Source organism: Pedobacter sp. AC190, from assembly GCF_979258025.1.
This window is the reverse complement of record NZ_OZ409824.1, coordinates 452,947-478,072: the sequence shown is the minus strand read 5'-3', so window position 1 is coordinate 478,072 and position 25,126 is coordinate 452,947. Positions and strand designations below refer to the sequence as shown.

Sequence of the window (25,126 nt, the reverse complement as noted above, 5' to 3'; positions counted from 1 at the left end):
CTAAGAAGTTAAAACCCATGTATCTTTACTGCCGCCGCCTTGCGAGCTGTTTACCACAAGCGAACCTTCTTTTAAGGCAACTCTGGTTAATCCTCCAGGAACGATCGATATCCCATCAGGGCCATTTAAAGCAAAAGGGCGGAGGTCGATTCTTCTTGGTGAAAGCTTTCCGTTTATAAAACATGGGGCAGAAGAAAGGCTGATGGTTGGTTGAGCTATAAAATTTCTTGGATCTTTTAATATCTCTTTTTTATATTCTTCTGTTTCTTTTTCATCGGCGGCGTGTCCCATCAGCATTCCATAACCACCACTGCCATTGGTTTTTTTGATAACCATTTTGTTAATGTTTTCAAAAACGTATTCAAGTTCATCGCGATTGCTTAATTGATAAGTAGGTACGTTTTTTAATATTGGTTCTTCGTTTAGATAATATTTAATCATATCTGGAACGTAAGTGTAAACGGCCTTATCATCAGCAACGCCATTTCCAACCGCGTTTACAATAGCTACATTTCCTTTTCTATAAGCGCCCATTAATCCTGCAACACCTAAAACGCTATTTGGGTTAAAAACTAATGGATCCAAGTAGTCATCATCAACGCGGCGATAAATTACATCGATTTGTTGTAGTCCAGTAGTTGTTTTCATAAATACTTTTAGATTTTTAACTACTAAATCTCTTCCTTCAACTAGTTCTACACCCATTAGTCTGGCTAGCGTTGTATGTTCGTAATAAGCAGAGTTGTACATCCCAGGGCTTAACATTACAATTGTTGGATTGGAAACGGCTCTGGGTGAAAGCGCTACCAAGTTTTTATATAAAATTGATGGGTACTCGGTTACACTTCTTACGCCACATTGCGGAATAAGATCGGGAAAGAGCCGCTTGGTAATCTCTCGGTTTTCGAGCATATAACTTACGCCCGATGGGGTGCGCAGGTTATCTTCCAGAACATAAAAGGTGCCATCATGGTCGCGAATTAAATCTATCCCTGCAATATGGATGTATATATCATGTAATACGTTTACATTATGCATCTCCCGTAAAAAGTGCGGGCACGAATAAATTACATTAATCGGAACAATTTTATCTTTTAAAATAAATTGATTGCTGTAAACATCTTTAAGGAAAAGATTTAAAGCTTTTAAGCGCTGTTTAATTCCTTTTTCTATAAAAGACCATTCGCTTGAAGTAATAATGCGTGGTATAATATCAAAAGGGAAAATTTTCTCTATTCCTTCTCCACTATCATACACGGTAAAGGTAATACCCTGGCTCATGAACAGTTTTTTAGCCAGTTCTTCTTTTTTGTTCAGATTGTCGAGCGATTCTTTTGAGAAATTATTAATGAAATTTGAATAGTGATTTCTATAATTATCACCAATTAAAAACATTTCATCGTAAGTGTTTGGATGATTTAAGTAGTTTTTTATAAAATTTTCTATCATTTTATCTAATTATTTCCTTAAAGTATGGTTTTGAAAAGAAAATATCTAGTTTTTTAAATAAAAAATTAAAATAAATAAGTTTTTATTTCGTTTTGTGTAGTTTTTTGAACTGATAATTATGTAATTATCGTTTTCCTATTAAAATAAACTAAATATTTATATTTTTTTCTTGATAATATCACAAATGTTCGTACATTTGTAATGCTCGTTAATTATTATTATATATTTGGTTTAAAAAAAGCGCTGGTAACGGCGCTTTTTTTACAAAATTTAAAGACTTATTCATAATCAACATAAACCAAACAACCTAAACTAAACCAAAAAGCTTCTCCATAACAGAGAAGCTTTTTTTTATACTATTTTTGGCTGGAAATCTTAAAAACAAAAAAGCTACCTCAATTTGCATCGAGATAGCTTTACAATTTATGTTTTGTTAGTTATTGTTCTGAGTAAGTGATTTTATTAACGTGTTTGTCAATTTCCCATCTTCCTGTACCTTCTTCTCCGATAACATCAAATAATTCTAGCGCACGACGAGCTTTGTATTCTTCTTCACGTTGCTCTTTTAAGAACCAGTTCAAGAATTCCATAGTAACGAAATCTTGTTCTTTATGGCATTTAGCAGCTAAGTTTTTAAAACTTTGAGTAATTGCAATTTCTGCTTCCAATGCATCTTCAAAAACTTCTCTAAATCCTGCGAAGTCTGTTTTAATGCCTGTAACTTCTGGAGAAATAGCATTACCACCCATGTCTAACACATATTTAAACAATTTTAACTGGTGCATTCTTTCTTCCTCAGATTGCTTTGCAAAATAATCTGCTGAAAAATCGAATCCGTTTTGGTCACACCAAGATGACATTGATAAATATAGTGATGAAGAGTGAGCTTCTTTTTTAATTTGCTGATTTAAAAGTGTTTCGATATCCTGAGATATTAAACATTTAATACGCATTAAATCTTTCATAATTTCTGTGCTTTAATAACAATACAAATGTACCATGTATTTGTTTAGATATATAAATTATTTGCAATATGAAATTAGTCTAAATTGCTGATGGTTAGCTATTTGTAATGAGTTTAAATAATGACAAGAAGATGAGGTTGGAGAAATGTAAGATGGAGAATAAACTACTGGTGATCTACAAAGTAACGCGAAACGGATACTCATTGTAAGTTAGGAAGATAGGCGTTGATTTCGGTAAAAAGTGAAAGTTTTTTTGCTTTAATTAGTTGGTAAACTAAAAAAAACAAACATCACGAAAAAGAAAAAACTAATTAATAAACCAGTCTGTAAAGGCAATCGTTAATCAAATGATTTAGTTTAAACATGGTAAAGGTGCCCTGTAATAAATCTTTTAAAGCAACAATTTCTAAAGCACTTAGTAAGTAGATGTGCTCGCAGCCATTAAATGTAACCAATTCGAAATCGGCTTTATGGGTATTTAAAAGAAGAGATTCAATGTCTATTTGCTCTACAACTTTTTTTAATTTTTGAAGGGATAAGCAATTGTAGCGTGCAAATTTGCCGCCGAAATCAACATAAAAGCAGTTTAATTTATCCGATTGATAAATAGAGCCTTGAGCATTTGAAAATACACTAATGAGTTCGTTAATATCTATACACGCTTTTTCCATCGGACACAAAAATTGGTATTATTTAGATTAAATACAAATAAAAGTGTAAATAAATTCCTGATATGACATTCTAAAGATTTACGCCAAGATTTGATAAACCATATGATAATAACTTCCTCCGATAAATTTTTTTTCGTCTTTAATCTCGAAACCTTTGTTTTGATAAAGTTTTAAAGCTTTATAATTATCAACTTCTACCAGTAAACCCACTTGAGTGTGGCCTAATTCTTCTGCTAATTTAATTCCTGCATCAATTAATTGTTTACCGATGCCTTTGCCTTGAGCGGCTGGGCTAACACTAATTGTGTCGAGATAAAATTCGCCCGCTTGTGTTTCTGGTTCTGGATTAAAATTATTTAACCCATGATGAGTGGAGAGGTAATCTAAAAAATTAGTTCTGAGTTCTATCAGCTTTGCGCCATCATAAGCATTTAAAGAACCCAATACTTCATTGTTATCATTAACGTAAACTAATGTGTTTTCAAAACTATACTGATTATTGGTTTCTTTAAAGAAATGTTCAAAAAGTTTTATTGTAGCATTATGATCACTGGTATTGCTAAATTTGTAAGCCAGTTCGCCCATCGCCTGAATAATTAAACGGGCTACAGTTTTTGCATCACTAATTTTTGCTTCGCGAATCATTATTAAATATCACTTAGATTAAAAGTTTCTAATACACGAATGCCTTTTTCTGTTCTTTGTAAAGTGCAACACTCGTTAACGGGATCGTGTTCCAGATATAAAACATAGCCATTATCTACAGCTTCTTCTAAAAATGCCTGTTTTTCGGTAAGCGTTTTTAATGGAAACATATCATAAGCCATAACGTAAGGTAGGGGTAGGTGCCCAACTGATGGAAGTAAATCGGCCATGTAAACAATGGTTTTACCTTTGTAATTAATTTTTGGAAGCATCATCGCATCGGTATGCCCGTAAGCAAAACTAATTTTGATGTCTTTTTTCCATTCTACATTATCTTTTTCTTCAATAAATTTTAGTTGTCCGCTTTCTTGAATTGGCAAAATATTTTCTTTCAAGAATGAGGCTTTTTCTCTTGCGTTTGGTTCAATAGCCCATTGCCAATGTTTTTCATTACTCCAGTAAGTCGCGTTTTTAAATGCAGGAATGAGTTTTTCGCCTTCATTAATGATCGCACCGCCTACATGGTCGAAATGCAAGTGGGTTAGAAACACATCCGTAATATCAGATGTGCTAAAACCTAATGCGGCTAAAGATTGTGATAAAGTGTCATCGCCATGCAAGTAATAATGACTGAAAAACTTGTCATTCTGTTTATTTCCAATTCCAGTATCAATTAAAGAGAGTTGATTACCGTCTTCAATTAAAAGGCATCGCATAGCCCAGGTACAAAGGTTGTTTGTATCTGCAGGATTTGTTTTTTGCCAAATTGCTTTTGGTACGACACCAAACATTGCGCCGCCATCTAATTTAAAAAGTCCAGTATTTATGGTATGTAGTTTCATCCTATTGTTGTTAAGTATTTCTTATCGGTATACTGATTCCTAAAATAAGAAAACCCTTTAGAACTAACTAAAGGGTTTTCTTATTTTGTTTTTAATTAGCTTTTAGGTTTACCTTTAAGCTTAAACCTATTGCCTTTCAGCTTATAAGTGGATCACTTCTCCGTAAGCATCAGCGGCAGCTTCCATAATGGCTTCGCTCATGGTAGGGTGTGGGTGTACTGATTTAATCATTTCATGGCCGGTAGTTTCTAATTTACGGGCAACCACAATCTCTGCAATCATTTCTGTAACATTCGCACCAATCATGTGAGCACCTAATAATTCTCCATATTTAGCGTCGAAAATTAATTTAACGAAACCATCTTTTGCTCCAGCTGCACTGGCTTTACCCGATGCAGAGAAAGGAAATTTACCAATCTTTAATTCGTAACCAGCTGCTTTAGCTGCTTTTTCGGTGTAACCTACAGAAGCAATTTCTGGTGTGCAATAAGTACAGCCTGGGATGTTGTTATAATCTAATGCCTCAACATGCTGACCTGCGATTTTTTCAACACAGATAATTCCTTCTGCTGATGCAACGTGAGCCAAAGCTTGTCCGCCTACAACATCACCAATTGCATAATAACCTTTAACTGAAGTGTTATAGAATTCGTCTGTAACGATTTTACCTTTTTCAGTTTTGATACCTGTTTCCTCTAAGCCTATGTTTTCGATGTTTGCAACAATACCAGCTGCAGATAATACGATATCTGCTTCGATCGTTTGCATTCCAGATGCTGTTTTAACAGAAACTTTGCAGCCAGCGCCACTTGTATCAACCGCTTCAACAGAAGCTGAAGTCATTACATCGATGCCAACTTTTTTCAAGCTACGTAGTAATTGTTTAGAAACGTCTTCATCCTCTACAGGAACAACGTTCTCCATAAATTCAACAATTGTAACTTTAGTTCCCATGGTCGCATAGAAATATGCAAACTCAACGCCAATGGCTCCAGAGCCTACAACTACCATACTTTTTGGCAATTCTGGTAAAACCATTGCCTGGCGGTAGCCAATAATTTTTTTACCGTCTTGTTTTAAGTTTGGTAATTCTCTAGAGCGAGCTCCAGTAGCAATAATAATATTTTTTGCAGTTAATTCTTTTTGAGAACCATCAGCACCTTTAACTTCTAATTTGTTTCCTGGTTTAACCTTACCAGTACCCATAATTACGTCAATTTTATTTTTTTTCATTAAAAACTGAACGCCTTTACTCATACCATCGGCAACACCACGGCTACGTTTAACAACAGCTGCAAAATCTGCAGTCGCTTCAGCAGTTGTAATTCCGTAATCAGCAGCGTGATTAATGTATTCGAAAACCTGAGCACTTTTCAAAAGTGCCTTGGTTGGGATACAACCCCAGTTTAAACAAATGCCACCAAGAGATTCACGCTCTACAATTGCAACTTTTAGTCCTAATTGAGAAGCTCTGATTGCAGCTACATAACCACCTGGGCCGCTGCCTAAAACAATAACGTCGTAATTCATCTGTTTTTTTTAATTTATATTTTACCTGTCAGATGGAGCATACCATAATTAAAAATCATCATTAAAATGAATGGATAATTATAGTCAGTTCGTATCTATTTCAAATAGGTTTGCTTTTTAATTGTTTTGTAAGCTCCGAATAGGAGAAGGCTCTTATGAGAAGATTTCCCTCGCTTTGCAGCATTTCTGCTTTAGCATTACAATTTAGAGAATGTTACTTCTCTTTCAATGCCAAAACTAAAAAAATGTTTGTTAATAAACGATAAATGAAAAATTCCTTACAATAACTTTATAATGACCGAAAATTTGGGGGTTTTGAGCGGTAATTATTACGCTATTTTTATAATCAGAATCAAGTTGTTGATAAACTGAAAGTTAAAGGCTTATAAGCAGTGTTAATTGTTGAAAAGTTTTGTGATAATTAATAATAATTTAACATTGGATGTTAAAATGTGTTAAAAATTAATAATTACATTTGCACCATTAAAATCATTCCCGATTTATTATTCAACAAAAAACAAATTAAAAAATCAAAGTATGAAGAAATCTTTACTTTTAAGATTAGTACTTGTTATCGTGGCGTTTGTAGGTATTAACTTAAGTGTTAATGCACAGGTTACAACGTCGTCTATGACAGGAACCATTAAAGATGCCTCTGGCTCTTTACCTGGTGCAAGCGTTAAAGCCGTCCACACTCCAACAGGTACGGTTTATGCTGTTCAAACGAACAACGATGGCCGCTTTACCATTGGTGCTATGCGTGTTGGTGGTCCTTACACAATTGAAGTGAGCTTTGTTGGTTATAAGCCAACTAAATTATCAGAAGTTTATTTGAAGATAGGTGAGCCTTTCGTGGCAAACTTAACTTTAGTGGATAACAGTTCAACTTTATCTGAAGTAAAAGTTGTTGGTCAAAGCGCTAACAGCATTTTAAATTCAAATAAAAATGGAACCTCTACTGTCATTGCGAGACAGCAAATCCAATCATTACCAACCATTACTCGTAGTGTCAACGATTTAACTCGTTTAACGCCACAGGCAAATGGTACTTCAATTGGTGGTGGTAACTATCGTTCGAACAACTTTACTGTAGATGGAGCGAACTTTAATAATCAATTTGGTATCGGCCAGAATATCCCAGCTGGTGGTTCTCCAATTTCTATTGATGCGTTAGAGCAAATTTCTATTAACGTTACGCCTTACGATGTACGTCAAACAGGTTTTACTGGTGGTTCTGTAAGTGCAGTTACGCGTTCAGGCACAAATACCTTCCAAGGTAATGCATTTTATACAATGCGTGGCGAAGAAAATCAAGGTAAAAGAATTGGTGAAACTTATAGAATTCCTGATGCAGCTATCCAAAAATTAGATGAGAAAAATTATGGTTTTAGTTTAGGTGGTCCAATTATTAAGGATAAATTATTCTTCTTTGTTAACTACGAGAAAAAACATACGATTCAGCCTGGAACGACCAGAATTGCTTCAACTCCAGGTTTAGCTTATGGTGCTCCTGGTTCTCCTAACACTGTTGTTCAGGCTTCTGCATCCTTCTTAAATGAAGTTTCTTCTTATTTATTAAACACTTATGGTTATGCTACTGGTCCTTACCAAGGCTATTCAAATGTGAGTGATAACGAAAAAATGTTCGCTCGTTTAGATTGGAACATTTCTAAAAATCATCGTTTTAGTGTACGTTATAACCAAGTAGAAAGTCAAAGTCCATCATCTGCTAGTACATCTGTAACTAACTCTGCTGTTACTGGTGTTTTAGCTTATAATAATGCAAGATCTGGTACTGCCAATAATGCAGGTTTACCTTTTTTCAACTCTAACTATTATCAGGCAGCTAATTTATACTCTGCAGTAGCTGAGTTGACTTCAAACTTTGGTAGTAAGCTTACTAACGTAGCTCGTGTTACTTATTCACACCAAAATGACCCTCGTAATTCTGATAGCTCTCCTTTTCCTTTAGTAGATATATTAGATGGTACGCAAACAGCAACTTCTGCAAACGCAGGCAACGTATTAACAACTTTTGGTTATGAGCCATTTACTTATGGTAATTTAAGAGATGTTAAAGGTTATACCTATAGCGATGATTTAAGTTTAGCATTAGGTAAACACAACATTACTTTAGGTTTACAAGCTGAATTAAGCACTACAACAAATGGTTTCCAACGTTTCGGAACAGGTTTCTACTCTTTCAAATCATGGGATGATTTCAAAAATGGGGCAAAACCATTACAATATTCAGTAACTTATCCTTTAACTGCTGATGGTTCTCAGGCTTTCCCAAGCTTTAAGTTCGCTCAATATTCAGCTTATTTACAAGATGAGTTTACCGTAACTGATCGTTTAAAATTAACTGCAGGTATTCGTTTCGAACAAGCAACTTATCCTAATTCTCCAGGTATTTTAACACACCCATTAGTTGCTGCACAAACTTTCGCAGATGGCAGAAAAGTTGATACTGGCGTATTGCCAGAAAACAGAATTTCTTACTCTCCAAGATTTGGTTTTAACTGGGATGTAAACGGTGACCGTTCATTACAAGTACGTGGTGGTTCAGGTATCTTCACAGGTCGTGTTCCTTTCGTATGGATTGTATCTCAATCTAGTGATGCTGGTTTATTACAATATTTACAAACTTATTCTAGCACTAATGGTGGAGCTGTTCCTTCATTTAGCCCAAGTATTGCACCACAATTACTTACTGCTACTAAGCCAGCTGCCGGTACTAGTATCCCAGGAACAATTAGTGTAATGTCGCCAGATTTAAAATTCCCTCAAACATGGAAATCAAGTTTAGCATTTGATGTTAAATTACCATTCGGTATTGTCGGAACTTTAGAAGGTATTTACGGTAAGGACTTAAATGTTGCTGTTGCAAGAAACATCAACTTAGTTGACCCAACAACAACCAATATTACAGGTTTCCCAGATAACAGACCATTATATCCAAACTCAGTTGCTGGAAGACAAGTGGTTGATATTAACAGTGCTGGTATTCCAACATTAAACGGAACTACTGCTTTAAACGTTACAGAAATGACTAACTCAAAAGGAGGTTATAACTGGCAAGTTACTGGTCAATTGACTAAACAATTCTCAAATGGTGTTTCTGCAATGGTTGCTTATACTCGTTCAGATCAACGTAATTATGGTGATGGAGCGGGTGATCAGTTAGGTAACTTATGGTCTATTCCAGCTACTTCAACAAACCCCAATACACCTACTTTAAGTTACTCTCAAAACTTAAACCCAGATCGTATTATCGCTAATATTTCTTATAAAAAAGAATATTTGAAAAACCTTTCTACTTCAATCTCATTATTTTATGAGGGGTCTCAACAAGGAAGATATTCATACATTTATGGTGCTGACTACAACAGAGATGGTGTTAATGGAAATGATTTAATTTATATTCCAAAGGACGTATCAGAAATGAATTTTGTTGCTATTCCAGCTAACTTAGTAAGTACTGCTACTGTTACTAGAGCATATCCAAGATCATATACTGCTGCTGAACAAGCTGCGATTTTTGATGCTTATATTTCTCAAGATCCTTATTTAAGCAAGCACAGAGGTGAATATGCAGAACGTAATGCTGCTAAATCTCCTTGGAGAAATCAATTCGATTTAAGAATTACGCAACAAGTATTCAAAAACTTTGGTAAATCTAAAAATAGCTTTGAATTTACTGCCGATATCTTTAACGTAGGTAACTTGTTAAACCGTAAATGGGGTAATGTAAATTTTGTAAACAATGCTAATATTTTGGTTCCTCAAAATGCAGGTTCAATCACAGCAACAACAAAACCAACATTTATCTTAGGTGCAGCACAAGGTGATATTGTTAGAGATACTTTTGGTACATCACAAACGATTTCTTCTACTTACTACATGCAGTTTGGAGTTCGTTATAACTTTAACTAATACTTAACTTAGTATAAAATAAAAAGTCCCGATTTTCATCGGGACTTTTTTTGTTTAATAGTATTTTGAAATTGCTTTTTTACAAAAATGTATCTACTTGGTTATAGCTGCATCAGTTAAGTCTTTATACATTATAAAAGCATCAACAAAGCCTAGTGTTTTGTGTCTGAACGCCTTCGGTGTTTTGCCGATAATATCAAAGCCAAATTTCTCCCACAGTTTTACAGCACCTTCATTCGTGCTAACCACTATGTTAAATTGTATGCCTAAATATCCATTGTCTTTGGCGAATTGAATAGAATGTTCGCAAAGTAGTTTTCCTGTACCTCGTCCGTGATGCTTTGGATTTACCATATAACTGCAATTGGCAATATGGTTACCCAGGTCAATCTGGTTTGGCTTAATAATATAAGTCCCTAAAATTTCGCCGTTATCTATAGCAACGAATGTGTTCATATATTCGGCAAACCAATGTTTATCTAAGCTGCTCTTTGGTGTATTTGGGTCGAAAACATAGGTGTCGCCTGTCGAAATCACATTTTCAAAAATTTCCCAAATCTTGTCAAAGTCGGTTTGTTTGTCTGCTGGTCTTATCTCCATTTAAAATTATAAATCTAATGTTTCATTATTCTGTTAAACGAATATAACACAAAGTAAAAAGTTGTACGATTGCAATTGTACTTTTTTAAGTTCGAGGCTCCTAAATTCCTTTTGTTTAATGCTTTGTATAAAATGATTTAAATAGTTGTCTAACGAGTTACTCAGCTCAACCCAAAAAATTAGGCGTTTAAACTTTAGCAATAACTTGTTTAAGATTATTTTGAACTTATTTCCTTAATATTACGAATCAAATTAAAATTTATGAAAAAAACGCTGATTTACTTATCAGCTTTAGCTTTTTGTATTTCTGCCTGCAAACAATCGGGAGAACATACGGCTGAAGCACCTGATTCTACGGCTATAAGGGCAATTAACGACATTAGCCTTAGCCAATATTTATCGGTTATTGCGGCAGATAGTTTAGAAGGAAGAAAACCCTTTACCAATGGCGAAACGAAAACCATTAACTATTTAAAAAGAGAATTCGAGAAATTAGGCTTAAAGCCTGGCAATGGCGATAGTTATTTTCAGGAGGTACCGATGGTGGAAATCAAATCGACTCCAGATGAGAAAATGCTTGTTAAATCGGGTTCGAAAGAAATAGCCCTAAATTATCTGACAGAATTTGTTGCAGGTTCCAGGCGTGTTCAAAACGAGGTAAGTGTTAAAAATTCTCCGCTGGTTTTTGCTGGTTATGGTATTGTAGCACCCGAATATGGCTGGAACGACTACAAAAATTTGGATGTAAAAGGAAAAACAGTCGTGGTTATGATTAACGATCCTGGTTTTGCTGATTCAACATTGTTTAAAGGCAAAAACATGACATATTACGGTCGCTGGACTTATAAATTTGAAGAAGCTTCGAGACAAGGTGCTGCTGGCGTTTTAATTATTCACGATACGGCACCTGCTGCGTATCCTTGGACCGTTGTTCGCAGTGGCTGGTCTAAATCAAAGCTGCAATTGCAATCGGCAGATAACGGCATGAACAGAACTGTGGTTGAAGGCTGGATCGGTTTAGATGTAGCGAAGAAATTGTTTGCTTTGGGCGGTCAGTCTTTTGATGCATTAGTTTCAAATGCCCGAAAAAAGGATTTTAAAGCAGTTGATTTGAATTTAACAACTTCGTTAACAGTTAAAAATAAAATTAAAAAATCAGTTACTTATAATGTTTTGGCTTCAATTCCTGGTGATAAGCTTAAAAATGAAGCCATTATTTACTCTGCACATTGGGATCATTTAGGTATTGGTGAAAAAGTTTTAGGCGATTCTATTTACAACGGGGCAGTAGATAATGCAACAGGGGTAGCTTCCTTATTTGAAATTGCTTTGGCATTTAAAAAGTTACCGAAAAATCCAGATAGAACCATTCTGTTTATTTCTTATACTGCTGAAGAGCAGGGCTTGTTAGGATCAGAATATTATGCTAAGCATCCTACATTTCCATTAGCCAAAACGGTTGCCAATATTAATATGGACATGATGGGAATTGCGGGCAAAACTAAAGATATTGTGGTTTATGGCTTCGGTCAGTCTGAATTGGAAGATTATGCTGCGGTTTCAGCTAAAAAACAAGGTCGTGTTTTAGTACCTGATCCAGTTCCATCTTCAGGTTTATATTATCGTTCTGATCACTTTAACCTTGCTAAAGTTGGTGTGCCTTCGTTGTTTACAGGTTCTGGTGTTGATAATATTAAAAACGGTAGAGATTGGGGTTTGAAACAGGTTGCTGATTTTACTAAAAATCGTTACCACTCTCCTCAAGATAATTTCGATGCCAAAACCTGGGATTTATCGGGCATTATTGAAGATGTGAGATTATTATTTGATATGGGTTATAGGCTAAGTAATGAAAGTACTTATCCAAAATGGAAAGCGGGTTCGGAGTTTAAAGCGATAAGAGAGCAGAAATAAAAAGAGCAATTTACACGTTATAGGATAAAATTTAACCTAAAAAAAATCCCAGCCTAGGCTGGGATTTTTTTGTTGAATTTATACTTTAGTTCTAGAAGTGGAACATTACACCTAATTTTGGAGCAAATGTATCAGCTTCTAAACCGAATGAGTTTGAAGTTACTTTAGCGCCACTTGCTTCGTTTTTAACCTGGAAGTTTTGGTAACCTAAACCATTAACAGAAACTTCGATACCGATTCTTTTAGTAGGGAAGAATGCAAAACCTGGAGCTACATTTACACCAATTGAAGTAGTAGAAGCAACTTTAGCACCTGCATCACCATTTGGAGCTACAACTTTATTTGAACCGAACGCCATTGGTACAGATAACTGACCAAAGAATTTGAACTGATCTGATAAACCAACATAGTAACGACCGAATGGTGCAACTACAAATGCTTCGTTTTGAGTTAAACGACTAACTTGTTTATCAAATGTATAGCCTACGCCTGTACCAATAGCGAAATTGTTAGCTACAAAATAGCCTGCACTTGGAATGATGTTAAAGCTAACATCTGATTTTGCTGCACCTTCTACTTTAGTTGAATTAAAACCAACGCTACCACCTAAAATTACTTTTCCTTTTTCTGTTTGTGCATTTGCACCATAAACTAAACCTGCAACTGCTACTAACGATAATAATAGTTTTTTCATCTTTTTTATTATTTATTTGTTTAAAAATTATAGTCAATTTTTACTTTTTTAATTTCTGACTATATTTGGCTAAAAGTCAATACCTGTGCCAAAAAACATTAATAAAGTCACTAAAAAATCAGTTTTTGGATAACTATCTTATTAGTAATTAGATATAAATTTGGTGTTAATTCAATATTATTTTACTGTGACTTAAAATTAATCGATTGATTAATTTTTGCGACTGTCAGAAATTGACAAGCTGACTTTTTTTGTATAAATGTCAGATTTTTAAATGGCACATTTGGCAGGAGGGCTACCGCAATTAAATTAAACGCGGCAGGCCGAAATTAGATTTTCTAGCTTTATTTTGATGATGCTGAGGGTTTTATCGTCAGTTAAATTTCCATTTTCATCAAATTTATTCTGCGCTTGTGCGATTAAAACTTCAGGCTGTAAAACAGGATTCATATTTAAAAAAGTAAAAACTGGCAGAAATGCGGTTTGCATTCTAACAGTTCCCCACATTCCCTGGGTTGCTCCAATTAATGCCACGGGTTTGTGCATTAAAGGGGAATCTTTTCCACGGCTTGCCCAGTCTATAGCATTCTTTAAGCCGCCAGGAATAGAATAATTATATTCAGGAGATGCAATTATGAAGGCGTCGGCAGTGGCAAGCGTATCTCTAAATTTTTTAACCGATTCAGGTCGATCGCTTACTTCTGGTATATCATGATCGGCGTTGTAAATAGGAATATCATCATAAGAAACAATTTCAAAGTTTATTCCATCTGGCAATAAGCTCCCTGCCACTTTTAGTAGCATTGCATTGTACGAATTTTTTCTAAAGCTTCCACAAAGGCCAACAATTTTACCATTCTTTTCCATAGTTAAATAACCAATAATGGAGTTAAAAGTTTTTATTGATTCGTGTGTCGATAAAAATATCAAATGTTAACTTTGGCTTATATCTAATAATTTATGAACGATAATTCCAATTCTCAGGCTTTAATTGAAAAAACTGTTTTCCCAATACTTTTTGCATTAAGTTTTTCGCATTTACTTAACGATACAATTCAATCATTAATTCCAGCTATTTATCCGATTATAAAAACTAGTTACCATTTAAGTTTTTCTCAAATTGGTTTAATTACCCTTACCTTTCAGCTGGCAGCTTCTTTGTTACAACCTTTTGTAGGGCTTTATACCGATAAAAAGCCTCAGCCATATTCATTGGCAATTGGTATGGGGTTTACGCTTATCGGTTTGATTACACTTTCTCAGTCTGTACATTTTTACACCATGTTAATTTCTGTTGCTTTGATCGGGGTTGGGTCATCAATCTTCCATCCAGAAGCCTCAAGAATGGCCCATGCCGCATCAGGAGGTAAACGGGGCTTGGCGCAATCTGTATTTCAGTTGGGTGGCAATGCTGGGAGTTCCTTAGGGCCTTTACTGGCTGCGTGGATAATTGTTCCTTATGGGCAATTTAGTGTTATCTGGTTTTCTGCAATCGCTCTTTTGGCAATTGTTGTTTTAAGTTATGTTGGCAATTGGTATAAAGGTTTTGTGCTTGCCAGAAGCAAAAAAGTTAATATTCAATCTGTAGTAAATCAGTTTTCGAGGAGTAAAGTTATTTTCTCTGTAGGTATCTTGTTATTGCTTATTTTTTCAAAATACTTCTACATGGCTAGCTTAACTAATTATTTTACATTTTATTTAATTGATAAGTTTCATGTATCTGTACAAACCTCACAAATCTATCTATTTGTATTTCTGTTCTCAGTTGCTGCTGGTACTTTGTTGGGTGGGCCGATTGGCGATAAAATAGGCCGTAAATATGTAATATGGGCTTCGATATTAGGAACAGCGCCATTTGCACTTTTACTTCCCCATGCAAATTTATTTTGGATCGGGGTTTTAATTGTTCCTATCGGGATGATTTTAGCCTCTGCATTTTCTGCAATTTTAGTTTATGCACAAGAATTGATACCAGGAAAAGTTGGGCTTGTAGCGGGTTTATTTTTTGGCTTTGCTTTTGGTATGGGGGGCATAGGTTCAGCGCTTTTAGGTAAGCTTGCCGATTCTAAAGGAATAGAATATGTATTTTCTATCTGCGCATTTCTGCCTCTTATCGGTTTGTTAACGGGTTTTCTACCAAATATAGAAACGAAGAAAAAATAAGATAGCCCACCAAATTAACGACGGGATATCATTAATAAAATCTCGAAAAAAACTTTAAAAAAGTATGTAAATTTTAAACCTTAAATTGTCGATGAATCCCTGATAGCTAAGATTGAAAGATGTGTTCTGCACTTTATTAATTAATGTAGACACACCTTCGGTTTGTTTATTTGAGTTGCAAGCTATATCAGCAGATAATAAACTGTTTAAGTTGAAAATTAGGTAAACATAATTACCTAATGAATACGATATAATAGCAAGATTAGTTGAATTAAGTTAATATTTTTTATAAACTGAAATTTATTTTACTTCTAACTTCAGGGCCTTCATTCCAAAATTTCCATTCATATCCGAACCTTCAATCCATACCGTGTAAAAACCTTTTTTATCAGCCGAAAAGAACGAAAAATTTGCAATGCCTTTTTCATTTGTCAAAATATGTGGATTCCAGTAAATGGTAGAACGGTAGTCTGGCTTTTTATTTCCCTTATTCTGATCTGTATATTTTGGACTATAAAATTCTTTATTATCGCCATAAGCTGGTGGGTTATATTTGAACATGTTAGACGATTTTCTTAAAAATGGCCCACTCCCAGTTCTTGTGGTAACTTCAACAAATACATAGGTTTCAACCGTAAAGGGATCTTCATATTGTTTAATGTAATTATTTACATTTTTGCCACTTGTCATAATTTCAATCCCTTTAATATCTTCCGCATTGTAATAATCAAAATAACTTTTTATGAACTGTAAATATTCCGTTTTAGAAGTAGGATCAAAATTGGTAAAAAAATAATCGACTTCAACTCCGTCGATAATCATTTTAAAGATAGATCCATTTACTTTATAAAGCTGGAAACCTGTTTTTGGTTTAACGGATTCATGTAAACCTTTTATATTTTCTTTAAGCACATCGCCAAGCGTTTTTTTAGCAACCTTATCGAGGTCTTTTTCTGTTAAAGTAATATCTGCGTTTCCGTCACCATTTAAATTTTTGGAACCTTTAATGGTCTTTTTTCCAGTAATTTTAACTTCTCTTAAAATAATACCACTTTTAAACGAAGCTTCATATTCTTCATTTTTTGCCGCAATAAATTGTTTAGAAATGCTATCTAAAGGCTCTTCATAGTTTGTCAGGTTATTTTTTGCAGTCATTAAGAATGGAGCACTCTGAAATTCGTTTAATTCAATACCCAAGGTGCCGACTTTGCCTTTCGCATTTTTAGCTTGTACAACGAAAGCAGCACTATCGAGTACAGGAAAATCTCTAAAAATAAATACTCCATTACTATCTGTTCTGGTTTCCATTATCGATATAGGTTTCTTCATACCCAGTAAAAGTATTTGCCCATTTATTGCAGGTTTGTTAGTTATATTGGTTACCCGACCACTTATTGTAAATTCTTTTTCGGCCTTAAATAATGGCCTTTTATCTAATTCCCAATTGTATTTGATCCAACCTTGGGTAAGTACCAAGGCTTCTAAGTCATTATGTTTTTGCTCATCGAAATGATTAAAATAATATCCTGGCGATTCGATCTCACCTTTTAAATCGGAGGCTAGTAATAAATGGCTTAAAATATTATTATCATTTAAACTATCTTTTTGAATCTGGTTGTCATCCGTTACAGCTACCGAAAAAGTTCCTGATATTGGTTTTTTTTCGAAATCTGATGCCTGTATATTTACGCAAATGCTATCACGTAATCCGTAAACTGAAGTTGAGGTTGATGGTTGGATAATTAAGTCTTGTGATCTGTTTATAAAAAAATTTCTTTCATTAAGAACATGGTTTTTACCATCCATTAATAAAATTTGACAAATCCCTCTAGGAAAAAGACTTTTGGGAACATAAACGGTTTTGTATTTTTTGCCCGAGATAAACTTTGCAGTGAAGCAAGCAACTCCCTTCGATTGACCAATCATTGTAATTTCCTGTTCAGGTAAATCCGAATCTACGTTAATGGCCAGGCCATCTGAACCATAAGAGTTATTTACTTGTAAAAACGCACCAGAACTGGCTAATTTAGGGAGATTTTGCGTTTTAGTTATTTCAGTGCTATTTATGGTTGCCGTATAGGCTTCGTTTAGGATTGGAACCATCATAAAATAACCCATTCCTTTATTATTCGATTTAAAATCTAATATTTTATTCTGTTTAGAATCGAAAATTTCTCCCGTAACTTCTATTCCTTTTCCCGCATAATTAACAGCCTTAAATGCCATTTTTTGCATGCGATCTGCTTTCCAATTTCCACCCTCGGGTAAAAATTGAATATCAATATCTTTACTTTTTTCTATGGTTCTTGCACTAATCTTTCTGGGGGTTGGCAAGGGTTTTTTATCAAGTTGATAAACATTCTCGTCTTTAATGAAATCCAGAATTTTGATCTCCTTTTTGAATATATAGGCATCTCCAAAATTCTGCATCCAATTGGTGTAAGCTCTAAAGGTGTAGCTTCCAGCTTTGTAAGCATCGGGTTTTAGCGCAATGCCACCCCAGGCAACACCCATAGCAGTAGGTACACAAATGGTTTCGATTAAGGTACCATTGGCATCAAACATATCAAAATAAATTAATCCGCTAATTTTAGAGAAAACGTTTGTGGTCGCATCAACCAAATAGGCCTTAAACCAAAGAGTATCTTGTGGCGCAAAAATAGCTTTATCTAGGTGTACGTATATTTTTTCTCTTGGGGCAACGGTTCTGGCACTGTCGTATTGAGCGATAAGTTTAGCATTCGATGTCGGCTCTTGTGCAAAAGCTATTTGTCTGAAGCAAAGAAATAGTAAAAGAAAAAATGAAATGGGAGTAGAGCGAAGATTTATCATAGGGAGAAAGCTGTAATCTAAAATACAACTTTCTTTCGATAAAATGGATGTAAATCCCTGGTTATAAACAGATCACATTGGTAAAGAACAATGTTTTCGTATTTGCTATTTTATAAAGGAAGATGGCCGAAGTTAGGCACCTCACAATTGCACAAAAAAAATCCCCCAAAATTTCATTCTGAGGGATTTTAAAGTGCTTTTGTTAGCCTTGATTCTGATTCAGAAACACAAAATTATGATCAAACATATCTAACTTAATTTTGCTCTCCTTATCAATTTTGCCTGCCAGTATCTCTTTCGATAATTCATTTAAAATTCGTTTTTGAATTACACGTTTTAATGGCCTAGCGCCAAACTGAGGATCGTAACCAAGTTGTGCCAACCAATCTAAAGCTTCTGGCGATGCATCCATCTCTATACCCATTTCTGCCAGCGTTTGTTGTACATGCTTAAACTGCAAGCTCACAATATCTCTTATTTCGTTACGGTTTAGTGGCGTAAACATAATCAGCTCATCAATTCGGTTTAAAAACTCTGGACGAATGGTTTGTTTCAAAACTTCGAATAATTCGTTTTTAGTTTTAGCAATAACTTCATCACGGTTTTCATCATTTAAATCTTTAAAATTATCCTGAATTAAATGCGCTCCGATATTCGATGTCATGATAATGATCGTGTTCTTAAAGTTAACCGTTCTGCCTTTATTATCGGTTAAGCGGCCGTCATCTAAAACCTGCAGCAAAATGTTAAACACATCTGGGTGTGCTTTTTCAATTTCATCGAGCAATACAACCGAATAAGGTTTACGTCTTACCGCTTCGGTTAATTGTCCGCCCTCGTCGTAACCTACATATCCTGGAGGCGCTCCAATTAAGCGTGATACTGCATGGCGCTCTTGATATTCACTCATATCAATGCGGGTTAGCGCATTCTCATCATTAAATAAAAACTCAGCCAATGCTTTAGCCAATTCAGTTTTTCCAACTCCTGTTGTTCCTAAAAATATAAACGAGCCAATTGGTTTGCGCTTATCTTGTAAACCTGCACGAGAGCGGCGAATGGCATCAGAAATGGCTTCAATAGCCTCATCCTGCCCAGCAACACGTTGGTGTAATTCTGCTTCCAGATTTAAAAGCTTTTCGCGTTCGCTCGCTATCAGTTTAGTAACAGGAATGCCTGTCCAACGGCCAACCACACCAGCAATATCATCGGCGGTTACCTCTTCTTTGAGCATTCTGCTATCGCTCTGCTGATTTTCTAAATTAGTTTTAAGCTTTTCGAAAGTATCTTGTGCTTCCTTAATCTTTCCGTAACGGATTTCGGCAACTTTACCATAATCTCCAGCACGTTCAGCTTGCTCAGCTTCCAGTTTGTATTGCTCAATCAATTCCATTTGGTTGTTTAAGTTATCAACCAAATCTTTTTCACCTTGCCATTTTGCCTTTAATTCATCACGCTCTGCAGATAAGTTTGCAATTTCTTCTGAAAGCTCTTTAACTTTTTTATCGTCTTTTTCGCGTTTAATGGCTTCGCGTTCAATTTCTAAACGCATAATTTCTCGGTCTAGCGCATCCACGTTTTCTGGTACACTATCCATTTCCATCCGCAGTTTCGAAGCCGCTTCGTCCATTAAATCGATGGCTTTATCTGGTAAAAAACGATCAGAAATATAACGCTGACTCATTTCTACAGCAGCGATAATAGCTTCGTCTTTAATTCGAACTTTGTGGTGGGTTTCGTAGCGCTCTTTCAATCCACGAAGAATTGAAATTGCATCTTGCGTATCTGGTTCTTCAACCATTACTTTCTGGAAACGACGTTCTAAAGCCTTATCCTTTTCTAAATATTTTTGATACTCATCTAACGTTGTTGCTCCAATTGCACGCAATTCGCCACGAGCTAGTGCTGGCTTTAAAATATTTGCCGCATCCATCGCACCTTCTCCACCGCCTGCACCAACTAAAGTATGAATCTCATCGATAAACAAAATGATATCACCATCGCTCTGCGTAACCTCTTTAACTACGGCTTTTAAACGCTCTTCAAACTCGCCTTTATACTTTGCACCTGCAATTAACGCACCCATATCCAAAGAGTAAACAACTTTGCTTTTTAGGTTTTCAGGTACATCGCCTTTTATAATTCTGAAGGCGATTCCTTCTGCAATTGCAGTTTTACCAACACCAGGCTCACCAATTAAAATCGGATTATTTTTTGTTCTACGTGATAAAATTTGAATCACCCGACGAATTTCTTCATCTCGACCAATAACAGGGTCAAGCTTTCCGCTTTCGGCATATTCATTTAAATTACGAGCATATTTACCCAAAGCCTGATAGGTTGCCTCTGCATTTTGATCGGTTACACGATTGTCGCCACGTAACTCTATAATTGCTTTTTTAAGATCTTTTTCGTTAGCGCCTTGTTCTTTTAATAGATTCGAAGTGCTGTCGTTAACGGCTAAAATTCCAAGTAGTAGGTGTTCAACAGAAACAAATTCATCTTTAAATTCTTTTAAAAATGATTGTGCCTTTTGTAAAACATTATTGGTGTTCGATGACAAATAGACATTACTTCCGCTAACTTTCGGAAATTTTGCAATATCTGCATCTAATTTTTGATTAAGTAAATTAAGATTAACGTTTAATTTCTTTAAAACATAAGAAACTACGTTTTCATCAACAGTAAGCAAACCTTTTAACAGGTGTGCCGTTTCAATAGCCTGCTGCTGATTGCCCTGAGCTATTTCGGAAGCCTGTTGAATTGCTTCCTGGGCTTTTATTGTAAAATTGTTGAAGTTCATATTTCCCTTTAAATCAAAACAAATGCCATATCAATTTTGATTTTATAATCGGAAATTTTGTCGGTAAGAATATTTTTAATATGACTAATTTACTGATTAATAGTGTTTTGTGCTGAAAATTTGTCTTAATTTTGAATTGGAAAGCATTTGCACTGTGCTTTTGATTCTGCAGCCCCGCTTTCCGCTTTTTTTTTTGTTGTCCTTCGACTACGCTCAGGATTACAACAAAAATATGCCGCTCCAATCGGGTTTATGCGGGCTGGCTTGTGTACCTATTTACGATAAACCATAGCGCATAAAAAAAGCATCTGCGTTTTATTTGCAGATGCTCTTTGATATTTTTGTTGATTGTTAAACAATTTAACAATCAAATAATTAACAATATTCTATGCCAAAATTTCTTTTAACTTTTCTGTCTGGTGATCAGCCAATTTTTGAAGCGGACCAGAAGCCAACATTTTCATCATCATATTCAAATCTGCTGATATTATATGCTTAGCAGTTGTAGTACCGTTTCCGTTGTCTTTAACAGTCCATTTCAACTCTAAATCGAATGGTGCTTTTTCTGTAGGGATAGCAGTAAGTTCTTGGTTTTCTACACGATTTGAAATCTTAATTGCAAGTTTAGCCATATTCTGAATGGTAAAACGTGCTTCATCTTCGGTCGAATCCCAATTGTAAATATTCTCAGGCATTAATTCCTGATGATTGTTCATATTTGCAAGGAATGTATAAACCTCAGCAACTGGTTTGTTAACTTCTACGGCACTTTCAATAATTGTCATTGGTTAAATATATTTGGGTTAGGGAATTTTACCTTACGATTCTGAATTTAAAACCTGATTTTGGCCCCATTCTGCTGGGTTTAAACGCCATTTACCTAATAATTCCATGTCGCTTTTAGCAATAATACTGTGCTCTGCAGCATAATCAATTAAAGCAGCATAATTAGATAAAGTTAGGTATCGGCATTTAGCTTCAGCAAAATTTTCATCAGCTTTTTCAAAGCCATAAGTAAAAATTGCAGCTAAACCAGCAACTGATAAGCCTGCATTTCTTAAAGCCTCAACAGCTTGTAAACTACTTTTGCCTGTAGAAATTAAATCTTCAATTACCATTACACGTTGGCCCTCTACAACTTCTCCTTCAATTAAACTTCCTGTTCCGTGTTCTTTAGCTTTTGCTCTGACATATATAAATGGCAATCCTAATTCTTGTGCAACCAAAACACCTTGCGGAATTCCAGCAGTTGCAACTCCAGCAATAACATCTACCGAACCAAATTCTTCCTGAATTGCTTGCGCAAGTTTTTGACGAATGTAAGTTCTAACCTGAGGATGGGAAAGGGTAATTCGGTTATCACAATAGATTGGCGATTTCCAACCAGAAGCCCAAGTAAAAGGATTATTAGGTTGTAATTTAATTGCCTTTATTTGTAATAAAAATTCCGCTACCTTTAATTCAATATCACTTTTATTATACATGGCCCAAAATTACAGAATTTATATCAACGATAACACTTTGTTTATCTCAGATGTTTTACCAGAACAAAAAGAAAAAATTCAACAGCTTGAAATACAGGATTTTGATTTGCAAACTTTTTACAAAAAACTGAAAAATGGGTCTAAAAAAAGCTACATTTTCCTTACTAAAAACCCAAAGGAAACATTTAAGAAGCTTAAAAAGAACTGCGAAATCATTAAAGCTGCTGGCGGCTTGGTAGAAAGTGCCAATGGAAATTATCTTTTTATTTTTAGAAATAAGAAGTGGGATTTACCAAAAGGTAAGCTGGAATACGGCGAAAACATGAAAGAAACTGCCGTAAGAGAGGTTGAAGAGGAATGTGGAATCAAAGTTTTCAAGCGTGAAGAGAAGCTTTGCAAAACTTATCACGTTTATCCAATGGGATCGAAAATGGTAATTAAAAAAACCAATTGGTACAAAATGAAGGTTAAAGGTGAACCAAAATTAGTTCCTCAAAAAGAAGAAGGAATTGATGAAGCAGTTTGGTTAGATAAAAATCACATTTCACCTGTAATTAAAAATACTTTTCCATCGATAATGGATGTATTGAGGACAGGTGGAATTTTATAAACTTTAAGCTTATCGTTATTTCGACTAGTGGAGAAATCTTTGAAGTATTTTAAAAGATTTCTCCACTTTTCGATGCTTCAGTCGAAATGACGACTTAATTTTTAATTTTCAAAATCCAATTCATCAACCACTTTCTGAACACGTTTAAGGTATTTTCCATAATAATACCAGGCCCATAATTCGGTTATTACACCAATAATCAATATAGATATAAAGCAGTTTAATAAAATATAAACTGGTGAGAGTTTGCCTACTATTCTAGCAAATATGGAGGCTTTTTCTACGAATAAATAAATAGCGATAAAGGCAAACCCTATAAAAGCGACAATGTAGGTTAGTGCCTTATAAAGTTCAATATTTAGCTTCATTTCGTAATAAAACCAAAGAATGCTTTTTCGGCTATCCAAACTCATATCATAAGAGTTTTTATAAAAACGGTAGAATTTGAGAAAATAATAGGCTGTAAAACCACAAGTTATGGCATAGAAGGCTAAATATATATGCTTCATGTTTGCCGAAAAATTGAAACAATATGGTAACAAAGCCATTATAACCAACGCCACAATCTGGTAATTGAATTCATGCTTCATTTTTCTTCGAATAATATCAATTGGAGTTCGAGCCTCTTTAACCTTAAGCATAGCCTCAGAAACATTGTTTGCTTCTGCATTGTCGGCATTCCATTCGTTTTTTAAATCGTCAAAATTCATAACCATTTTTTTTTATAATGAATTGTAATTTCTCTTTAGTTCTGTTCAGTTTTACACGGGCATTTACTTCACTTATACCTAAATTTTCGGCAATTTCTTTGTGCGATTGATTCTCCAGAAAAAGAAATATCAATGCTTTTTCTATCGAATTTAATTCTTGAACCGCTTTATATAGGTAAGCAAGCTTCTCTTCTTTTAACTCGCTTTCATTTACGTCTATGATATCGATGTTCTCATCAAGCGGAGTCTTATCCACTTTTCGTTTGTCTTTTTTGAAATAGACTAAAGCGGTGTTCAGAGCTACCCGATACATCCAGGTAGAGAATTTGCTGTTGCCCTTAAATGTTGGATAAGCCTTCCAAAGTTGCATTACGATTTCCTGAAACAAGTCTTGCTGTTCTTCAACTTGGTTCATATACATTTTAGAAACTTTATGTATGATGGCCTTGTGTTGATTAATCAGGGTGAGAAATATCGTTTCAGTTTCTTTCATTCAAAGCATTTTAGGTACGCTAAACAAATACTAATCATTAAAACCAAAGATATATGCGGCTGTACTAAAATTTTCTACCCTTCGAGTTTTCATAAAATCATTTTATATACTCAATTGGTAACCGATTTTTTAAAACGTTACAGTTTAACTCGAAAAATATTTTTGTCTGTCTGGTAAGCAAGAAATTTATAGAAAGCTCAAAGCCTCTTTCGGTACAAAAGGACTAACATCGCCATGGTTTCTTAAAATATCACGAACAATCGTAGAACTGATCGCCGAATATTCTGGTTTACTTAAAAGTAGAATTGTTTCTACTTCAGGCATCATAGTTTGGTTAATTTGTGCAATGGCTCTTTCATATTCAAAATCTGATGCGGAGCGAATACCCCGAACCATATAAGTTGCGTTAATCTTTCTACAAAAATCGACGGTTAAGCCTTCGTAAGTTTTAATTTCGATGTTTTCATAGCCGTTAAAAACGGTTTCTAAAATTTGTAAACGCTGTTCGGCTGTAAGAAAATTTTGCTTAGAACTATTTAATCCAATGCCAATAACAATCTTATCAAAAAGGGGAGTAGCACGTTGTAGAATGTTAACGTGTGCAATCGTTATTGGGTCGAATGAACCTGGAAATAGCGCTATTTTCATCAGTTTTGAATTGTTTTTGATTGGTGATGAAGCTATAATGGTTTTTGTTTTAAAGTTATGATGAAGGCAAAAAGCATGATGGTTTCACAATTCAAATATAGATTTTTAAGCGGAAACGAGAAAGATTAAACCGCAAA

Annotated in this window: 20 protein-coding genes; 4 read left to right on the top strand and 16 right to left on the bottom strand. The window is 34.9% G+C overall.

Annotated elements, in window-relative coordinates; genetic code table 11:
- The 6 genes from ACZZZI_RS02170 to lpdA form a co-directional block, all read right to left on the bottom strand.
- Positions 1–1,449 (bottom strand): circularly permuted type 2 ATP-grasp protein, encoded by a 1,449-nt coding sequence (locus tag ACZZZI_RS02170; RefSeq protein ID WP_463488478.1) that lies wholly within the window; start codon positions 1,447–1,449, stop codon positions 1–3.
- Between the two features lie 437 nt (positions 1,450–1,886).
- Positions 1,887–2,414: a ferritin gene (locus ACZZZI_RS02165; RefSeq protein ID WP_316760993.1), complete on the bottom strand. Its 528-nt coding sequence runs from the start codon at positions 2,412–2,414 to the stop codon at positions 1,887–1,889.
- Positions 2,415–2,725: 311 nt separating this feature from the next.
- Positions 2,726–3,085, bottom strand: a complete 360-nt coding sequence (locus ACZZZI_RS02160; RefSeq protein ID WP_316760994.1) for a hypothetical protein — start codon at positions 3,083–3,085, stop codon at positions 2,726–2,728.
- 78 nt (positions 3,086–3,163) lie between these two features.
- Positions 3,164–3,730, bottom strand: a complete 567-nt coding sequence (locus tag ACZZZI_RS02155) for a GNAT family N-acetyltransferase (protein WP_316760996.1) — start codon at positions 3,728–3,730, stop codon at positions 3,164–3,166.
- 2 nt (positions 3,731–3,732) lie between these two features.
- On the bottom strand, positions 3,733–4,572 hold the full coding sequence (locus ACZZZI_RS02150) for an MBL fold metallo-hydrolase (RefSeq protein WP_316760998.1): 840 nt from the start codon (positions 4,570–4,572) through the stop codon (positions 3,733–3,735).
- A gap of 141 nt (positions 4,573–4,713) precedes the next feature.
- Entirely contained in the window at positions 4,714–6,102 is a 1,389-nt protein-coding gene (lpdA, locus tag ACZZZI_RS02145; RefSeq protein ID WP_316760999.1) for a dihydrolipoyl dehydrogenase, read from the bottom strand.
- Between the two features lie 537 nt (positions 6,103–6,639).
- Between lpdA and ACZZZI_RS02140 the strand changes: the two genes are divergently transcribed.
- Entirely contained in the window at positions 6,640–10,038 is a 3,399-nt protein-coding gene (locus ACZZZI_RS02140; RefSeq protein ID WP_316761001.1) for a TonB-dependent receptor, read from the top strand.
- Positions 10,039–10,131: 93 nt separating this feature from the next.
- Here ACZZZI_RS02140 and ACZZZI_RS02135 read toward each other — a convergent pair whose 3' ends face one another.
- A complete protein-coding gene (locus ACZZZI_RS02135; protein WP_316761003.1) occupies positions 10,132–10,638 on the bottom strand; it encodes a GNAT family N-acetyltransferase in 507 nt (168 codons plus the stop codon).
- A gap of 261 nt (positions 10,639–10,899) precedes the next feature.
- Between ACZZZI_RS02135 and ACZZZI_RS02130 the strand changes: the two genes are divergently transcribed.
- Positions 10,900–12,552 (top strand): M28 family metallopeptidase, encoded by a 1,653-nt coding sequence (locus tag ACZZZI_RS02130; protein ID WP_316761005.1) that lies wholly within the window; start codon positions 10,900–10,902, stop codon positions 12,550–12,552.
- 91 nt (positions 12,553–12,643) lie between these two features.
- On the opposite strand, the gene ACZZZI_RS02125 is transcribed toward ACZZZI_RS02130, so the two are convergent.
- Together ACZZZI_RS02125 and ACZZZI_RS02120 are read right to left on the bottom strand one after the other, a co-directional pair.
- On the bottom strand, positions 12,644–13,246 hold the full coding sequence (locus tag ACZZZI_RS02125; RefSeq protein WP_316761007.1) for an outer membrane beta-barrel protein: 603 nt from the start codon (positions 13,244–13,246) through the stop codon (positions 12,644–12,646).
- A 309-nt stretch (positions 13,247–13,555) separates the two neighbouring features.
- Positions 13,556–14,113, bottom strand: coding sequence for an NADPH-dependent FMN reductase (locus ACZZZI_RS02120; protein ID WP_316761008.1), 558 nt, complete (start codon positions 14,111–14,113; stop codon positions 13,556–13,558).
- A 93-nt stretch (positions 14,114–14,206) separates the two neighbouring features.
- Between ACZZZI_RS02120 and ACZZZI_RS02115 the strand changes: the two genes are divergently transcribed.
- Positions 14,207–15,409, top strand: a complete 1,203-nt coding sequence (locus tag ACZZZI_RS02115) for an MFS transporter (protein WP_316761011.1) — start codon at positions 14,207–14,209, stop codon at positions 15,407–15,409.
- A 300-nt stretch (positions 15,410–15,709) separates the two neighbouring features.
- On the opposite strand, the gene ACZZZI_RS02110 is transcribed toward ACZZZI_RS02115, so the two are convergent.
- From ACZZZI_RS02110 to pyrE, 4 genes are all read right to left on the bottom strand, one after another.
- Entirely contained in the window at positions 15,710–18,241 is a 2,532-nt protein-coding gene (locus tag ACZZZI_RS02110; protein WP_316761016.1) for a hypothetical protein, read from the bottom strand.
- Between the two features lie 202 nt (positions 18,242–18,443).
- Positions 18,444–21,044 carry an ATP-dependent chaperone ClpB gene (gene clpB, locus ACZZZI_RS02105; RefSeq protein ID WP_316761019.1) on the bottom strand — a complete coding sequence of 867 codons (2,601 nt, stop codon included), beginning with the start codon at positions 21,042–21,044 and terminating at the stop codon, positions 18,444–18,446.
- Positions 21,045–21,430: 386 nt separating this feature from the next.
- On the bottom strand, positions 21,431–21,829 hold the full coding sequence (locus ACZZZI_RS02100) for an SRPBCC family protein (RefSeq protein WP_316761023.1): 399 nt from the start codon (positions 21,827–21,829) through the stop codon (positions 21,431–21,433).
- A 33-nt stretch (positions 21,830–21,862) separates the two neighbouring features.
- On the bottom strand, positions 21,863–22,528 hold the full coding sequence (pyrE, locus tag ACZZZI_RS02095; RefSeq protein ID WP_316761026.1) for an orotate phosphoribosyltransferase: 666 nt from the start codon (positions 22,526–22,528) through the stop codon (positions 21,863–21,865).
- On the opposite strand from pyrE, the gene ACZZZI_RS02090 reads away from it, so the two are divergent.
- Positions 22,527–23,138: an NUDIX hydrolase gene (locus ACZZZI_RS02090; protein ID WP_316761029.1), complete on the top strand. Its 612-nt coding sequence runs from the start codon at positions 22,527–22,529 to the stop codon at positions 23,136–23,138. The genes pyrE and ACZZZI_RS02090 overlap by 2 nt on opposite strands.
- Before the next feature lie 101 nt (positions 23,139–23,239).
- Here ACZZZI_RS02090 and ACZZZI_RS02085 read toward each other — a convergent pair whose 3' ends face one another.
- The 3 genes from ACZZZI_RS02085 to coaD form a co-directional block, all read right to left on the bottom strand.
- The gene (locus ACZZZI_RS02085) at positions 23,240–23,848 is read right to left on the bottom strand and encodes a hypothetical protein (protein ID WP_316761032.1); all 609 of its coding nucleotides are present in this window, start codon (positions 23,846–23,848) and stop codon (positions 23,240–23,242) included.
- Positions 23,838–24,341, bottom strand: coding sequence for an RNA polymerase sigma factor (locus ACZZZI_RS02080; RefSeq protein WP_316761035.1), 504 nt, complete (start codon positions 24,339–24,341; stop codon positions 23,838–23,840). The genes ACZZZI_RS02085 and ACZZZI_RS02080 overlap by 11 nt, the downstream gene beginning before the upstream one ends.
- 186 nt (positions 24,342–24,527) lie before the next feature.
- Positions 24,528–24,989: a pantetheine-phosphate adenylyltransferase gene (gene coaD, locus ACZZZI_RS02075; protein ID WP_316761040.1), complete on the bottom strand. Its 462-nt coding sequence runs from the start codon at positions 24,987–24,989 to the stop codon at positions 24,528–24,530.
- Positions 24,990–25,126: the final 137 nt, after the last annotated feature.

Bases quoted from the DNA above. Each gene is read 5' to 3' on its own strand.
- ACZZZI_RS02170 (WP_463488478.1), bottom strand. From the start codon at position 1,449: ATGATAGAAAATTTTATAAAAAACTACTTAAATCATCCAAACACTTAC.
- ACZZZI_RS02165 (WP_316760993.1), bottom strand. From the start codon at position 2,414: ATGAAAGATTTAATGCGTATTAAATGTTTAATATCTCAGGATATCGAA.
- ACZZZI_RS02160 (WP_316760994.1), bottom strand. From the start codon at position 3,085: ATGGAAAAAGCGTGTATAGATATTAACGAACTCATTAGTGTATTTTCA.
- ACZZZI_RS02155 (WP_316760996.1), bottom strand. From the start codon at position 3,730: ATGATTCGCGAAGCAAAAATTAGTGATGCAAAAACTGTAGCCCGTTTA.
- ACZZZI_RS02150 (WP_316760998.1), bottom strand. From the start codon at position 4,572: ATGAAACTACATACCATAAATACTGGACTTTTTAAATTAGATGGCGGC.
- lpdA (WP_316760999.1), bottom strand. From the start codon at position 6,102: ATGAATTACGACGTTATTGTTTTAGGCAGCGGCCCAGGTGGTTATGTA.
- ACZZZI_RS02140 (WP_316761001.1), top strand. From the start codon at position 6,640: ATGAAGAAATCTTTACTTTTAAGATTAGTACTTGTTATCGTGGCGTTT.
- ACZZZI_RS02135 (WP_316761003.1), bottom strand. From the start codon at position 10,638: ATGGAGATAAGACCAGCAGACAAACAAACCGACTTTGACAAGATTTGG.
- ACZZZI_RS02130 (WP_316761005.1), top strand. From the start codon at position 10,900: ATGAAAAAAACGCTGATTTACTTATCAGCTTTAGCTTTTTGTATTTCT.
- ACZZZI_RS02125 (WP_316761007.1), bottom strand. From the start codon at position 13,246: ATGAAAAAACTATTATTATCGTTAGTAGCAGTTGCAGGTTTAGTTTAT.
- ACZZZI_RS02120 (WP_316761008.1), bottom strand. From the start codon at position 14,113: ATGGAAAAGAATGGTAAAATTGTTGGCCTTTGTGGAAGCTTTAGAAAA.
- ACZZZI_RS02115 (WP_316761011.1), top strand. From the start codon at position 14,207: ATGAACGATAATTCCAATTCTCAGGCTTTAATTGAAAAAACTGTTTTC.
- ACZZZI_RS02110 (WP_316761016.1), bottom strand. From the start codon at position 18,241: ATGATAAATCTTCGCTCTACTCCCATTTCATTTTTTCTTTTACTATTT.
- clpB (WP_316761019.1), bottom strand. From the start codon at position 21,044: ATGAACTTCAACAATTTTACAATAAAAGCCCAGGAAGCAATTCAACAG.
- ACZZZI_RS02100 (WP_316761023.1), bottom strand. From the start codon at position 21,829: ATGACAATTATTGAAAGTGCCGTAGAAGTTAACAAACCAGTTGCTGAG.
- ACZZZI_RS02090 (WP_316761029.1), top strand. From the start codon at position 22,527: ATGGCCCAAAATTACAGAATTTATATCAACGATAACACTTTGTTTATC.
- pyrE (WP_316761026.1), bottom strand. From the start codon at position 22,528: ATGTATAATAAAAGTGATATTGAATTAAAGGTAGCGGAATTTTTATTA.
- ACZZZI_RS02085 (WP_316761032.1), bottom strand. From the start codon at position 23,848: ATGAATTTTGACGATTTAAAAAACGAATGGAATGCCGACAATGCAGAA.
- ACZZZI_RS02080 (WP_316761035.1), bottom strand. From the start codon at position 24,341: ATGAAAGAAACTGAAACGATATTTCTCACCCTGATTAATCAACACAAG.
- coaD (WP_316761040.1), bottom strand. From the start codon at position 24,989: ATGAAAATAGCGCTATTTCCAGGTTCATTCGACCCAATAACGATTGCA.